General features: G+C 35.2%; 10 protein-coding genes. 5 read left to right on the top strand and 5 right to left on the bottom strand.

What is annotated here, in order from left to right; translation table 11 throughout:
• Positions 1-79 precede the first annotated feature (79 nt).
• The 3 genes from WA1_RS02785 to WA1_RS02795 all read left to right on the top strand — a co-directional run bounded on the left by WA1_RS02785 (position 80) and on the right by WA1_RS02795 (position 2,041).
• Positions 80-439 carry a hypothetical protein gene (locus tag WA1_RS02785; RefSeq protein WP_017741387.1) on the top strand — a complete coding sequence of 120 codons (360 nt, stop codon included), beginning with the start codon at positions 80-82 and terminating at the stop codon, positions 437-439.
• A gap of 317 nt (positions 440-756) precedes the next feature.
• Positions 757-1,557, top strand: a complete 801-nt coding sequence (locus WA1_RS02790; protein ID WP_017741388.1) for a hypothetical protein — start codon at positions 757-759, stop codon at positions 1,555-1,557.
• Between the two features lie 7 nt (positions 1,558-1,564).
• Positions 1,565-2,041: a type II toxin-antitoxin system VapC family toxin gene (locus tag WA1_RS02795; protein ID WP_017741389.1), complete on the top strand. Its 477-nt coding sequence runs from the start codon at positions 1,565-1,567 to the stop codon at positions 2,039-2,041.
• 194 nt (positions 2,042-2,235) lie between these two features.
• On the opposite strand, the gene WA1_RS02800 is transcribed toward WA1_RS02795, so the two are convergent.
• The 5 genes from WA1_RS02800 to WA1_RS02815 form a co-directional block, all read right to left on the bottom strand.
• Positions 2,236-2,970 carry a hypothetical protein gene (locus WA1_RS02800; protein WP_017741390.1) on the bottom strand — a complete coding sequence of 245 codons (735 nt, stop codon included), beginning with the start codon at positions 2,968-2,970 and terminating at the stop codon, positions 2,236-2,238.
• 31 nt (positions 2,971-3,001) lie between these two features.
• Positions 3,002-3,202: a DUF6887 family protein gene (locus WA1_RS02805; protein ID WP_017741391.1), complete on the bottom strand. Its 201-nt coding sequence runs from the start codon at positions 3,200-3,202 to the stop codon at positions 3,002-3,004.
• On the bottom strand, positions 3,199-3,372 hold the full coding sequence (locus WA1_RS61560; protein WP_017741392.1) for a DUF6888 family protein: 174 nt from the start codon (positions 3,370-3,372) through the stop codon (positions 3,199-3,201). Before WA1_RS61560 ends, WA1_RS02805 begins: the two co-directional genes overlap by 4 nt.
• 236 nt (positions 3,373-3,608) lie before the next feature.
• Positions 3,609-3,827 carry a type II toxin-antitoxin system HicB family antitoxin gene (locus WA1_RS02810; protein ID WP_026134449.1) on the bottom strand — a complete coding sequence of 73 codons (219 nt, stop codon included), beginning with the start codon at positions 3,825-3,827 and terminating at the stop codon, positions 3,609-3,611.
• 226 nt (positions 3,828-4,053) lie between these two features.
• Entirely contained in the window at positions 4,054-7,938 is a 3,885-nt protein-coding gene (locus WA1_RS02815; protein ID WP_017741394.1) for an Eco57I restriction-modification methylase domain-containing protein, read from the bottom strand.
• A 1,047-nt stretch (positions 7,939-8,985) separates the two neighbouring features.
• Here WA1_RS02815 and WA1_RS02820 point away from each other — a divergent pair.
• Together WA1_RS02820 and WA1_RS02825 are read left to right on the top strand one after the other, a co-directional pair.
• Positions 8,986-12,489, top strand: a complete 3,504-nt coding sequence (locus tag WA1_RS02820) for a hypothetical protein (RefSeq protein ID WP_017741395.1) — start codon at positions 8,986-8,988, stop codon at positions 12,487-12,489.
• A 96-nt stretch (positions 12,490-12,585) separates the two neighbouring features.
• A complete protein-coding gene (locus tag WA1_RS02825; RefSeq protein ID WP_017741396.1) occupies positions 12,586-16,449 on the top strand; it encodes an ATP-binding protein in 3,864 nt (1,287 codons plus the stop codon).
• Positions 16,450-16,461: the final 12 nt, after the last annotated feature.

Raw genomic sequence — 16,461 nt, forward strand, 5'->3', positions numbered from 1 at the left:
AATGATGAATATGTAATTTTAGCTATTCAGTTTTAGCTTATAAGGTATCATTTTTGTCAAGAGTGTCAATTAGAGCGTCATGGCAGAAGAATTGACTAGGAGCAACATTATTCAATTATTGACACGGTTAGTAGATATGTATCAAAATACACGCGCAGAGCAAAAAGAAATTGCTACTCACTTTCCTCCAGAAGGTGATGAGTTTTCGCTCATAGAAGAAATTGAACTTTTAACAGTAAATCTTAGAGGTTACGCCAGTCAACTTCAAGCCACAGGTCAGATTGCTTCTAAAGCTAAGGTAATTGAGCAACTACAAGCAATGGGAGTCTTAAACGTGCCAACTATTGCGAGATTTTACTTTGGTAAGAATGACAAGTATACACTTATCAAGAGTTATATTAGAATGTTAGATTATTTGCGGTTGCTACTGTTAGAATAATTGCATACAGACTGAATTTACCAAATAACTTTTGCTAAATTGGAGTTGTTGTAGATCCAGGTGAAGTTATCGGTTGATGTATAAATTGAGAACGTCTCAATTTTCCTTCTGCCATCTGCCCTCTGCCTTTTCTTTGTGCCATTCTGCTATCAGGGGAGGGGTAGGAGTACTAATTTTTTATTATATCTGGTTACAAAAATAGTTTATGTAGTATGGTCATAATAGAGTTAATTAGTTTTATCTAAGAATGTATCATCTGTATTATTATTCTTAAAACGTTATTAGGAAAATCGTTATTTGAAGTGGAGGAAAAAACTATGCCTCTTTTAGAAAAAGATAAAGCTGTTATTGTAGATGAAATTATTAAGGATGACATAAAACAGCAAAAAAACAATATTAATGAAATTATTAAAAAGCTAGAAGAAAACTTTCAGTCAAAAGACATTCAATTGCAAGATTTAGAATTCTTGGATTTCCAAAGAGAAATTATTAAATTAAGAAAAGCCTTAGATAAGGTTGCTAGTATTCAAAATAAAGTTTCAGATTTAGAGGATGATATAGAAAATCAAATTAAAGCTCAAGAAAAAATATATTATGATATTTACAAAATATTAGATTTAATAAAAGAAAGATATCGTGAATTTTTTCCAGATAAATTAATAGATAATCTTGAAGATCTAAAGAATCGTTTTGGTTGGAAAAGAGGTCTACTGAATGCTGGCTTGCTCTTGCACGAATCAACTCGATTATCAAAATTAAATTACCAGTCAGGTGCTGAAAAATATTATAAAGCCTTGGTTTTATTATTACAATCTCTGGAAAAGTATTATTTAGGCTCATCAACTCATGAAATTGAGGTTATTAAAAAATTAGCTAGCGAAGTAATTGAAAGAGAGAAAACTATAAAAAGACGAGAAGATAAAAAAGAAAAGTATCACACTCTTTTAAGGAAGTTGCTTAATGTAAGTAAGTCTATTTTATGGGAAATAGAGAATCAACAAAATAAAAATAAGCCAACTGTACAAGATTTATTAACATTTCTTGAAAAGTCTCCTAAATGGATAGGAGATGATTTTGAAGAATGCTTAGAATATATTAACGAAGTAAGAAGACAATGAGGTAATTGTGTATTTGCTTGATACAAATCATTGCAGCTTTATTATTCATCAAGAAGCAGAAGTTATTCATAAATTAAATTCTTTACCCCAAAAGTCTAAAATCTATATTAATTCAATAATATATGGAGAGCTTATTTTAATGGCAGAAAAGTCTGAAAGAAAATGTGAGAATTTACAAATAATAGAATCTATTGTAAAGACTTTTTCAGGAATCCTTTCCATAGATGAAGAAACATCCAAAATTTACGGTCAGTTTCATGCTGAAATAATTAATCATTTTGCGCCTAAAGAGAAAAATAAGAGAAGAAAATATAAAGTACAAGAAGCTGGAATTTATCCGAACGATTTATGGATAGCTTCTACAGCAATACAGCATGATTTAGTAATAGTATCTCAAGATAAAGATTTTCAACAGATGAATAAGGTAAGACTTCTAAAATTAGAATGTTGGATACCTACAGTTTCTTCTGATGAGAAAGTTTAGAAAATCTCACTGCTATCTGTTTTAAAGGGGGCTAGTTCCGACCTTGATACAACAGTATACTTTACAAACCTCTTCTAAGGGATTTCCAAGAAATAAATTATCCATCTTGTGGGACGGGCGTCCTCGCCCGTCTTATGCTAGTTGCGGGCGGGACACCACAAGAGAAAGTTGTATATTTTTTTATTTGGAAGTCCCTAAGTTGAAGTCATTTTAGATGCAGGTGAAGTTACAGGTTGATGTCTAAATTGAGAACGTCTCAATTTTACAATTTCTGGTATATATTCATTTTTTTGCTCTTGTCCCCCAAATCCAAGGCGCAAGTAAACATTTCCTCCTATTCCTGGGATGACTTCACCTTTAGCAGTACGTTCATCATCTTTAGCAAAGTAGAAAAAACGAAATTTTTCAGAAATACTTTCTTTAAATTCATCTTTCAATTTTTGTTCGGCATTTTGATACATAACAGGTGCAACTATAAAAATTATCTCTGGCTCGATTTTTTGAATCAGGTTGATGAGATTTGTCCTTACTACACAAGCCCCAGAAATAATAGATTTGACAACCATTAAATACTTAACTTTTTTAGGACAAGGTTCTTGGTATTTTTTGAAAATCGGAGCAACTTTTAAATCTTCAAGTTCAAAAGGTGACAAGCGTTGGTTCCAAAAACAAGCAAAAGCAATGTTGGAGAGATGTTTTTCTAAAATAGAAAGTATACCTTTAGCTAGAAAATCAGCATCTTCTACAGTACAAGCTAAGTATACATTAGCTTGATTATTATCTATTTGAGACAGAGTAGTATTACCAAGAGCCATACCTATCTTTTTCATAGCTTCTCTATATTTTTCTGGCTCAATACTCTTGTCTGCAAGTGTTTCCAGTAAAAATTGGGTATCTTCTTGACACAAGTCTGAATATATTCTACTCATATTAAAAAGATCTCCAATTCTTCACAAGAATTTATGGTTGGTGTTTTGACTCTGCCTGTATTCTCTTTTGAAATTCCATTACAGCTTGCTCTTCCGTGCTAACTACAACTCTACCCGGTTTTGCTCGCATAATAGCAAGGTAGTATTGAAAAGCATCCTCATCTTCTGGATGTTGTTTAATATAATTTCTCAGTTCAATTTCTGTTAATTGTTGATAGTTAGTGTTACTCATTGAATTATTTCCTCTCCATTACTCAAAATTTCTACTTGAATTTCTTGACCTATTAAAACAATAATTCGCTGTGAGCGTGTATCGTATCTTGTTAATTCAATATTCCTTAATAGATTACTTGCTCGTACACATATACGGAAAAAGGTTTTTAGCTGTTCTGTGGTAGGCACTACTTTTAAGTTTCCTCCTTATTGTTAGCGTTAGTCATTGCTTATACCTCTGTTTTTAAATTATTTGCAGTATGGATACAGAACTTTTCACTTTCATAAAGCACAGAAAGAATAATTAACCGCAGATGCACGCTGATGCACGCTGATAAATTTATATTTTAGCAGATTAGGTAAAGTCTATAAACGCGATATTCTGGGTAAATGCATTGATGTAAGGAGTGAGTTCATCAATAAAACTACTCTGCTTTATTAACAGCAGGTTCTGGAAGCGGTTCGCCTGTAGCTTGATAAGCCATGACTAACGACTCTAGCGCCTCAGTTCCATTTACTACTGCTTCTTCATAAGAGTCGCCGTGAGTTCGCCACTGTTGTCCGGGAAAGTCAGGGAAACCTACTAGAAAACAGTTATCTTCCTCTGACCATTGAATACTCATTTGATATTTAAGTTTCATGATTTTTTTCATTTGATGAATATTGTACATATAGCAGTTCTTAATCTGTTGAGGTATACAGCAGATTGCAACTAACTGAGGTACATATTCTTGTAAGGGCGCAAGGCATTGCGCCCCTACTTATGTACTTCATTTACCTCGAAACTACTGTAATTTTATGCACTTTCGTTCGCGTTCATCTGCGGTTAATTCAATATTATGTACCTCATGAAGGTAGGAATTACTATATTTAATTACGCATTATTCTATCCCATGCTTCTAGCACTAATCGTTGTGTACGGTATTCCCCAAATTGCTTAATTTCATTATTCTTCAAAACGCGGAATGTTTCGCTAGGGAAATCTTTGTCGTAGACATCAGTAGGATCGAGAATATAACGAAGTTCATTGCGGGTGAGTCCATAAAGTTTGGCGTAATAAGCGTCTAATTCTGCTCTTAATAATGCTCGTCTTTGATTGTTCCATATAAATGGTTCTCCTTCGTAACCCATATCTTGGGCAAAGGGTTGCATATCCCAAGTAGTGTAAACCAGTTCGAGTACACGAGGGACAATGAAGTCAATATCTGTTTGAGTGTAGGATTCTGGAGGAAGGACGGGGAGTTGTTTAAGGATGAAAAAACTTAAGGAACAACCACCTATTTTTTGACGAACTACATAATCAAGAATTAAGGAATTCATATTAGTCAAAAATAAACAATATGAGATAGATGATTGATTTACCTTTAAAAATATTAGAGGAGCTTTATGTCCAACAGCAACTTTAGGTATAGTACTAAAAATAGCTGTACGTTCGTTAGTTGCATTAGTAACATCTCTAAAAGCCAAAACCCAATCTTTGTCCCACTTTTCAGCCAAGCGATTTTCTACCTCAACCCGATTTACCCAATAACGAGGCTGAACTGAAAAAGAGGCATTACCTTTTTCCTCATCTATCAGATCGCGAGTATCGCCTCTATCAGTATAAGTCGCCCAACGATGATCGAACTGATGGAACATCTTCGCTTCGTAAAGAGGAACTAAACCATCACCTGCTTTATTTTTAAATAACCCGCTATCATTTGCCATGTCAAACATTCGCATGAATGAAATACCCCAAGGATTACGATCGCAACGCTCATTTTCCAAAACAGGGACACGCTGATATATTTTTTTCGTTAACTCAGCATCAATACTACTTCTAAAAACAGGACAAGTCAGGGTATTAGGATTAAGTAGTGCAATATCTTGAGGTGTAAGCTGAAATAATCGAGATTGATTTTCTAACTGCCGAGTTTGAGTCAAGAAGAAAGCAAACTTACCACATTTTATTGGTTTACCACTCATCGCAAGTAAAGAGAATTTATAGCTACGATGTACAGCAGAAAATAACCCTTCACGATTCTCAAAATCATACAAGATTGCTAAATTTTGCTTCTGTGTTAAATCTCCAAAAAACTTTTTACAGGTATCATCAGTTGCAATTCCTGTAGGAACGATCGCACCGACTCTCCCCTCAGAAGAAATCAACTTTCTTGTAGTCTCAGCAAACACAGCATAAGTATTGATATCTCCCACCGCAGTTAACAGAAATCTTCCTGACTCCCTAATAAACTTACCTTGTGCTTCAGCGTCGTGTTTTGCATCTTCAAACGCTTGGGCTAACTCCGGATTTTTCTTTGGTAATTCTTTAATTAACTTCTCTCTTGCTGCTTTATTTGCTGCATTTGCAATCTCAGCACTATGAGTGGTAAAAAACTCTTTTTCCTGTAACTTAATCCTTTCCCAAGGTGGATTCCCCAAAACGCAATCGAACCCTGTTTTCTCTCCTGTTTCAGGAAAAACTTCTGGAAACTCCAAACACCAGTGGAAAAAGTGCTTTTTCTCAGCTAACTGATTTGCTGCATCGACTATCTTTGTCAATTCAAAATTCAGAATTCTTAATTCATAATTTCCCTCCGATTTGTAAATTTTCTCGACAATTTCTCGTTGTAGGCGGTTTAATGATTCAGTTGTAGGCAATAGCTGTAGATTGTGTTCGGTTAGTGGTAAAAAGAATGCTGTTGTCCAGAGATTACAAGCAGAATATTTCAACCAACGATTCGGTTCTCTCAAAATCTCTTTATATTGCTTTTCTTTGCTTCTAACTTCTTGAGGTGTGGTTTCGGGAATGGCTCCTAACTGTCTCCATATCTGGGCATAATCTACATTATTTACTTGTTGCTGTTCATCAATGGATAGCTGTCCTTGATTTTCCCGTTCTTTTTTATTCCGCTTCTTTAACTGAGTAGATAACTTCTTATCGTCCCCTGTTACAGCTTTATAGGCTTCATCGGGAATACCGTCCTCCAAACAACTTATATCCAACACCCCTACAAGGGAGTTACCACACTTGATTCTATGATCCAAAAAGTTGAGGGGTAATCTACCGGGAAAGCCTTCTATCCATAATGCGACTTTGCACAAGTCTACTGCTAATGGATTTATATCTACTCCGTAAATACAATTCTGAATCACATCCCGAATTGCCAGTTTTAAAGGTTCGCTTCCCGGTTCTGCTTCTCCTGTTCGTATGCGTGCTAACTCTTTTCCTAACCGACGTGCAGCTGCTAGGAGAAAATGTCCCGAACCACAGGCGGGATCGCAAACTTTGAGGCTGAGGAGAATTCTTTCTAATTCGTCATTGGATTTGGTTTTGTTCAGGCGTTCTTCTATAACGGGTTCGAGTGCTGTTTTGATGAGTTGTTGTACGAGTTGCGGTGGGGTGTAATATGCACCTGTGGTTTTACGATCGCTACCAAAAACCAGTTTAAATTGATAGACTCCTTCATGTTGGACAATCTGAGGATGAAAGTCTAACAAACTCTCATACACACTTCCTAGTTCCTCTACATCTAGCGCTGCATAATTCACTCGTCGTATTTGTCCCCGTTGTTCGTATAGGGAGAGATGGCGAATTGCTTGCATCAGATCGTAGTTATCGATTCCACAATCATCTAAATCGAGCAAGGTTTTAGAACCAAATAAATCTCCATTGAGAGGCGATAGCCCTAACAACTCTCCTCTCCAGTTCTCATCAAATAGCCGAAATGTGACTCGCAAACCTTGCCATAAATCTTGAAATCCTTCCCGCCGCCATCTAGGACGTTCGGCTAGTTCTCGCGATCGCTCAATGCTGTAATATTCTCTGTAGATTCTTGCCTTTTCTTCATCATCTCCGATTAAGAGTAAGTTACGCGATTCCGCCACCATCAAAAATAGCAGTCGATAAATCAACCGCAACAGTTGGCGATAATAATCGAATTCGTAATGAGAAGAAGTCTGGAATCTTTGCCGTAAATGTTCGTTTGCAGGGTGTTGGAGAAAACCCATCCCCAGTTGTATCAAAGCTTTTTCCACTCCATCGCGGAGTTTGTCTCGGACTCTTCCGCCCTGTTGCAGTGCCTCTTGATGATAATATTCCAACAAGCACTGGTCTGCATCATCTACCCCAGAAGGCAGTCGGGAACGGTGAAATAAGCGATAAAATAACCCAAACTCTGCAAAGTTCTCGTTTTTGAGGATTTGCTCTAAGTCAAATTCAATATACGTCAGACGAGTCATCAAAGAAGAATCCCGTAATAACCGCCAACGAAAACCATTAGTTGCGATCGCCCAGAGATGTTCCGTCTTGTTAAGATATTCTTGTACTAACCCATGAGCCGATAACCGAGGCGTACCACTCGGCGGACGTTTATCAATCTCCAACCGACAGCCAATGATGTGAATAGGTGGCTGATTATCTCCTGGTTCTGCACGATGAGAAATAGCATAAGTCTGTCCATCAATGACTTCAGCTTTTGCAGTATATACGGGATTATAACCAAGACTTCTAAGCAAAGGTACGACAAAATTTTCACGAGTGATACTTGTAGCAGTCTCATCCGTACTATTTCTGAGTAACAGCGCTTGAAATGCTGCCCAGTATTTTTTTGCATCTCCCCACGCTGCGGCAATTTCATCAGCAAGTTTGTTTGTCTTGGCAAAACCAAAATCTTCCGATACTTGTCCTTTGATACTACCTTCTTGTAGCTGAGAAGTTATATCTGGAGCCAGTAAATTTCCTTCAATTTGAACTGCTGTTAATGTAGCTTTCATAGGGGAGATGTTAATCAAAGTAATTGATGTTGAGAGTAGAAGTTTGATTCATAGTGCTTAATTAGACAAAGGGTAAGCAATAAATACTAGAATTACCATCAGAAAATGCACGGTAAATTGTTCAACTTGTGGCTTTAGAATAAAATGTAGGATTTACGGATAGTCAGCGCAGAAGCAGGGGAGCAGAGAGCAGAGGGGTATCTCAGATCTTGCACCTCTGGGTATAACCCTGGGTTTAGTCAAAAGCAGCGCAATAAAGCTACAGCATTTTTCTTGGCTTTTCTCGGTAAAATAAGGGCTTTAGGCTTAATACTGTGTGTCAAAACAACATTAATTTTTCTTGGTGCAAGATGTGTGGTATGCCCTCAAATGAATGATGCTGTTGGTGAATCAATAAGGTTCGTGCCACCGGAGTCAAGCTGCTTTCCTATGGGATGTTCGCTTGGATAGCTGTTTCCAAGGCATATTGAGTGTGGCAATAAAGAAGAATTTATTGCCAGTAGTAACATTGAGATGTTCGATCGCCAGAATGTTACAAGTATTCTTGTCGATTACAGCGCCTTCTAATCTGCTGAGGTACAAATTTATCCGCGTCCATCCGCGTTCATCTGCGGTTAATACTTTCTTCCCATACCTTAGGAAAGTGAGAATTGCGATAAGTTAACTTCAGTATGTAAACTGTCAATAGATTGGTCATTTTCAGGGACTCCCTAAATACCTGTGGCGATATCGAGTTTAAATCCTCTTTGCTCACTCTTTTTCTTATTCAATCCGCAATTGCTTTGCTATACATTCGCTGTCGCACAGTAGATTATATGTAATAATTTTGTCTCATCTGGAGTTTGTACGGTAGCTGATATCCGTTTTTGGTTATCATAGCGGAAGTGGGTGGTGATGTTGTAACCTTACTTGAGATGTTCTTCTTTATGGCAGGTAATGCGATCGCTCTTAGCGGACGCTCCCGCGCCGTTGGCAAATTTAGCTATTCATGGAAAAGTAAGCAATACACAACCCGGTTTCATTTAACTAAAAAAGGGGTGACACAGAGTGGAGAATCAGAATCAGTTAAAGGAAGAAAGAAATCAACTACCGCAACTAGATTATATAGATTTTCTCTCAAAAATAGATGAGAAATTGGATGGAGAGTCAGGAGGAAAAATATTTTCTTTAAAAAAAGACTTTAATAACGAAAGATTGAGGTTAATTGTCGATATTCATTCCTTAGCCTCGCAGATAGCTAAAGCTAAAGAGATTAGATTACCGTTGTCAAAAGACGAAAAAGCATATCGAGCAACAATAAATATGAGCGATGCTTGTCGTGAGGTATTTAAAGACAAAATTAAAGAAATAAAAGCTACTTTGTCCAACCTTTTAACAAGTGAAATTAAGAAGATTTTAGGTTTGGATTTCAATATAAAAAACGCTGATGATATCATTGAGCGATTCATTGAGTCAATACTTATGCCCTTGGCAAAGCAACCTCAAGAGTCTTCCTTATTTACCTGGAATTTCCCCCAATCCTCTGGATTAAGTAGCCAAGAACTAGTTTTGGAGTCTGAGTTTGATAATCCTGCAATTAGAAATCATAAAGTTACCATACAAATAAATAGTGCAACTAGATTCCGTGAGTTTGTATTAACAGCACTAGAAAGTTATGTTCGTCTGAAGATGAATGATGAGTCCGATCTATCTGATTATGTTGTTCGTAATGTAAGAACTAATCTTGAATCTCTAAAAATTCATGGTTCTCAAGAATTATTATTGCTTGAAAAATTAATTAATCAAGAAACAATCGGAAGATTAAAAAGAGAAACGGAGATATTTTTTTTAGATTTTTGGTCAGAATTAATTGATGAAGAATGTAACGATTTAACTAAAAACAAAGAAATCATATATGAGTGTGGTCAAAGAGGAAAAATACGTCAAATATCAATCCATGAAGCATCATTTTATTTGAAAGACTACAGTAGACGTATAAGATTATTAGAAAACTTCATCAATGATCCGAAGAAGCCTGATGATTATTACGATTTAACATATCAGGGTGTAACTGTGAATATTAAAGAATTATTTTCTCGTAGGGATGCTTTTTTTGAATTACCTATAGTTGGACAAATTAATGGTTGTATTGGGCAGACAGATGACTTACATCGGAGTATAACATCAATAACTTTTGGATTAAAGTTTAAATTCAATGGGCGAGTCAATAATCCAGTTAAGTCACCTACTTCATTCGCTTACGGACTTGAGATCATTAACCCCAATTCAAACTTAAATAATGAACAGATTGATGAAACTACCCCAGAAGAGAGAGCTTGGCAGGTTGAAAAAATAATTAAGTATTTTATTCTTTATTATTTTGCATTTGCGTGTCCTAACCCCTGGGAAGTAAATTATCTTTATACAGATGTTCTCAAATTTGATATAGTTCAACATTTTACAAACAAAGTATTGCCTACTTTCAGTAACCTAGATAGTCAGAATGATGCAGAGAAGAAAAACTTATTAGTAGAGTTTGTTAGTAATATTAATCAATATTTAGTACCACAAAAACTAGAAGCAATAGCAAAACTTCTCAAAAAATACATAAAAAAAACTTTTGTTTTTGATGAGAAACGAGTAAGTATTGGAATATCAAAAAAAATACTTGTCCCTGAATTGACAGAAATAAGTGATACAGATCGATTTTTTGTAGAAGAACTCTCTTCGGGCAATTTAAAACAATGCCTCAAGCATATCTTTATTTCCCGACAGGGGGTAACAAAAGACGCAATTATCCAGTTACCTGTTACGCTGAAATTTGAAACAGATAATTTTTATCGAGCAGCAAAAAAATATGAGTTTGATATGGCTTACCAAACTGACAATATACAAATGCTCCCTGTATTCTATAAGTTTGTACAACATACTGAGTCAAAGCAGTTTGAGCGCGATAAAAAAAATATACAGCTGCTAGCAAATTTACTAAATAAATCTCCTAATATATTGAAGGAAGTTAATACACTTAAGAAGGCTGACGAAGCTAGTGATTTACTCAGTCGTGTTGTATTTTCAGGCTCAGTTATAGAGTTTCAGATAGGGGAGGTTCCTTTAGAAAAAGCTACTTACGAAGGGCGTTTCAAATACGAGATTACATTAAAGACCCTTGGATTTCTAATTCTAGAACTTATTACAAGTAGGGTGAAACAAAACAAAAATTTATTCGTAGGTCAGTGGATACTGCATGAAACATCGGAAGAAAAAACAACACAACAGGAAGCACTAATTCGTCAAATGGTTAAAGAATGGAATCACTTATTGAGTGACTTTATGTTCATCAATTCTCAAGGGATAGTTTTACCGGAAATCGCTCGTTTTAAAATTCTGAATGCGAAGAAATCACTTTACTCTTTATTACCCCAGAAATACCGTAGCAACAATAATGATAAAAGGATACTCAAAAAATTATTACTAGTCATGGTGTCTAGTAACAAGTGTGATGCTCGTTCATCGCGATGGGAAGAGAATTATATTGCGAATTTGACAGGTGAAATAGTAGCGGTAGAAGATACCGAAACTGGTATAAAGATAAATCGAGTTAAAACTTTAGCAGGCAACTACTGGTTAGATGAATTACATAGCACCCCATGGGTACTTCGAGATGTAATTAATGTAATGTATGATAAAGGTTTTAAGGATGTTTTATACATTGCAAAAACTCCCTTTTCAGAACAATTGCGAGTGACAAATCAACAAAATGAATTATTTTTTATGTCATCTAATCTAATCAAGTTTCTCAAGGATATTGCAGATGATTTAATAATATATCCTGTTTTATATGATAGTTACAGTGCCTTAAGTATTGACGACAAGACTCAAGAAGAAACCTTATATATTCAAGATGTACGGCAATTAAGTAACTTATTTAATGATCCCAATCGCTCCCAGGTCATATTTTTTAATTTGCTTACAGTAAATACCATCGAGAAAGCTAGGACTTTTTATAACACTGCAACGACTTATTCAACCCTTTTGAATGCTCATCCAGGTGATGCACTCGATATGACTAAGGTTATGAATGGTCTAATTAAGGAATGTCAATTAAAAAATGATATTATGTTGTATTTGACACTATTTCATTATTCAAGATACGAAAAAAAACAAAGTAAGTTGGAGAAATTATTACCTAAACTTGACCCACTTAACGATATAATTGGCGATAATGCAATCGGCAGATTATCCGCAAGAGGTAAGCATTGTATTCCTGGGTTGCAGATGAATTATCTTGCATGGTTGACGGAAGTTAACAATGCCTTAATTGACTCAACATATGTCAAACATACGATGAATGATTCTGCAAATTTATCTCAAACTCTACTTGTCTTTCTTGAAGAAATTGAGAATTTTTTAGCTCAACACCAACTAAAAGACCCATTGACAGAACTCCCTAGAGATTATAATGATTTTTTAGTGAGATATTACAACAATCCAATTTTAAAAGAGCAAATTTGCTTAATACTAGAGAAGCAACATTGGTTTATTGAAAATGGTAATGTTGAAATTTCATTTTAGGTAAACCATAACATACATAATTTGAATTTATAAAAACTCTTGATTAACTCAGCAAATTATTGTTTTCAAGTCGAATTTTTTTTAATAAAATCAAAAATGAAAATAAGAGAAGCTCAGGGACACATTTTCGAGTTAGCATTCAACACAGGAATATTGACAGCCCTTCATCAATCCGGGATGAAATATGCTCACATGGATTTATTCATTAATGATTTGAAACGTATCAATCATCGAGGAGTAGTTAATAAACTTGTTGAGATGAAACTGTTAGAAGGATTTATTGATGCGGAAAGTCAAAGAATATGGGCTGCATGGGGTAAATTTTTACTTTTACGAGGTCATCTTGGGGGTTTAGGTTTATGGGAGGAATTGATGAACTCCTTAGAATTTTCGTTCGTTTCTAATAGAAACTGGGAACTACTATATATGCAATGCTGCCTCTCAGATGAAGCCAGCATGAGAACGCTAGAAAAACATCAATATGAACGGTATTCTCAGATTCTTTCGCAGTTTGATATTACCGCTGATCGGGTTACATCATATATAAATCAATATGCCAAAACAGGAGAATTTTTAAAAGCAGATACATTGATGTTGATGTCGAAAGATGGAGAAAAAAACAAGGAATATTACATTGTTTGTGTTGATTTGTCCGCCTTTACTGTGGAGAATAATCAAAATAATGAATTAAATTATCAAAAAAATAATGATGAATCAAGGCATGAAGAAGAACAGTTGGAGTTGTGGAATTTATCAAGCGCTTCGTCTATTCTTGCATATTTGAAAGCAGAACTGCGTTATTTAATGTCCAAAAGTGTTTATCATAAATTAAAACTTGACACCCAAAAAGGGACTAATCAGCAATTAATAGGGCAATATATTCAGGATTATCTTACAGCTTTTTCTTATTACGATAAAGATTTTGTTAAGTTGGTACAGGCAGCATCATACTCAGCCAGTTTCGTCAAATTTCTTGAGTCAGAAAATAAAATACCCAAGGATGCTACTGTACAAGTAACAGCAATAGGTTACACGACACGAGGAATTAGCACCTTAAATGTTATTCGGGAGGACTTTCACATTCTTGACCTTTGCGCCAATGCATATAAATCGATGAAGGGACGGCAAAAGTCCGATAGAGAAAATTCCATCAATACTTATGAGCAGACGCTTTTTAAGATGCTTAATTTAATTAAAAGAAATGCTGTATATTGTTTCTCACGTTCGCTTGAGCAAGTAGGAATTTCGGTAAAAGAAAAATTAATAGAAAACTCTCAACCAGAGCCACTTTCTCATGAACAAAAAGTCAACCAATTTGTAGATTCATTATGTGATACTAATTGTCAAGAAGATAAAACTGTATGTTTCAGTGAAATACTAACAAATTTTAATAATCCTTCAGACTTTTTAGCTTCTTCAATCAGTTCAAAATACTATCTAACTGAGGAAATTTCTTTAATAGATGCCCACGCAAAAATAATTCAGGAATATCTGTCAGGTAATTATCGTAATCTATTTCTAACTGGTAATCCAGGTATTGGTAAAACAACAGCTGTGGTGAATTTTCTACGCGAACATGCTGACGAGGGTTTCCTGTTTTTCTACATTAGTCCACGTCTCTCTGTGAACGAAGACACGATTAATAAATTTAAAGATAAAAAAACAGGTCATTTGTTCGCTGATGACCTGTTTTGTATTTCCACAAGTCGTGCTCTGATTGCTGCCAATAATAACCAGCCCACAGTGAGATACTATTCTAATAGCAATAATCAAACTTTTGAAAGTTTAGGGGTAACTTTTTGTGGTGCAGAATATGATGAAAAACTGAACACTAACCGAAAAAATTTAATAAATCGTCAGTCTCGCTCTTTACTCGGTTATAATAACAAATCCGGAACCGGAGTTATTAGAAGTTTATGTGAAGCAGGTCATATTCTCATCAAACAGCAAAAAAATAAAATTGTCATTACTAGCTCAACTCAATCGCTCCGCAAATTGAATAGTGGAGGTGACTCATTAGATAATTTCGAGAGACTATTTCGTTCAGTTACAAATAATGGTGAGATAATACCGGAGTTAATGGGTGAATTATCTTCACGCCTGAAACATATTATTGTTATGATTGATGAAGTAACAGGTGACAATGCTGGAGTTGAGTGGTTTCACTCTATGAAGAAATGGTTAGGAAAAAAACTTGAGCTATTTGACCATTCATACGGTTTTAATACAAAGTTAATTGTTGCCGATGCTTCTCTTACAGGTATTGATGTTGTTAAACCACATCTTGGTACAAAGGAAGCGGAACCAGATAAAATTTATTGTTTTTTTGTTGATAAGGAGCAAGAGCCATTGGAAGTCAGTTATTTATCTTTTGATAATTATTCTGTAGCGCAATCTAATGTCGATTCTGCTATTATTAATGTTAATTCATTTCCTGCAAAACAAATTGATATAACTTACAAAGTATTCTTTGAAGTAAACAAAATCAATGACGATGGTTCCGTTAAAATTAAACTAGGTCAATCAGTACGAGATGAAGCTTTAATAAACGAAATAATCCACTATGTTAATCAACCAGAGTTAGGACAATTAATTGTTTATATCCAGGATAAACAACGTCTGAGACAATTAATTTCCCTAGTAAAAAAGAAACTGTCTTGGTTCAAGAAAAATGAGACTTATTTGGAGATACATTCCCAAGTAACTGATATGGAAACGCTACTCAAATGCAAGAATCAAGTGCGGGTAGTGTTTATGACATCATCTGCGGCTCGTGGTATTTCCTTTCCCCATGCTAAACATATAATAGTTGAACTACCAAGATTTCAGATAGAAAATAACCTGATGGAGATCATTCAGGTAATTTATAGAGGTAGAGGTGAGTTTGGTGAGGGACAAAATAACGATCGCGCTTGTAAGAAAATAACAGTTTACATTATTGAACAAGTTTTTACAAATACACCTAATAATCAACAAAGTAACAGCACCCGCGCCGCGAATTTAATAGGTTCTCTACTCGTGTTGCGAGCAGCAGTAATGACACGAATTTTGGGCGCTGGAAATTTAGGTGGACGCAACATAGCTATGATTCCCGTCGGTGGTAAAGCGATATATTCAAGCGGGGAGACTTTCAGCACTCGGATTAAATCTTTGATGCAGTTACTACGAAGTCACCAGCGATTGCATCCAGATGACCTGAACGTTAAACTTGTTTTTGAAAATCTGTCTACCTTATTTAAGTCATCTGAGTTTCTAATTCAACCTCCTCGCGTCTCTAATTCTTCTGTTGTCCAACAGCAAGCTAGAAAAAAAATTAGCTTGCTGTCCTTATTAGAGCTAGGAGTAGATTTTTTATTTGACCAATGTTCCTGTATGGCGGAATTGTTAGAAATAGAACTTAACCCACAGGTTTACATGGATGGTTCATTGTTGATTATTCCAATGAATAATTATACTGTAACATCACGTTACAGTATAGATCCTTATTCTCAAATTCGCTCTTATATAACAACTAATTTTAGGAATGCACTAAAAAATATCAGTCAAGGTGATTATTCAGGAAATATCAAAAATGAAATTTTGTTTACCATCGATTTTATAGAACATTTACTACAAAATGAGGGTAACACTCAGCAAATAAGCGACTCTAGTAATTTTAGCGATCAATACTTAGCTATTCCCATACATTTTTTGTTAAAGGATAAAATTCTTCAATCCTCATTTATAGGAGATGAAAATTCTCCTATGAGTTATGATTTTCGTATTTTATTAGAGCGTTATATTAAAGCTTTGTACCCTGCTAATGATTTTCTTCCCATTGGTAATGGTTACCCTGATTTTCCTTGGGTAATTTTTAAAAGTTACGATTTAGCACAAATTCGTCGCAGTTTGTTTAAAGCAAATTACTTTCTTAACTCTCGCTCCCTAAATCTTCTCAATCTGATTTTGTCACGTCAATAGAGTCACAACTAG

It is taken from the genome of Scytonema hofmannii PCC 7110, from assembly GCF_000346485.2.
Lineage (GTDB): Bacteria > Cyanobacteriota > Cyanobacteriia > Cyanobacteriales > Nostocaceae > Scytonema > Scytonema hofmannii.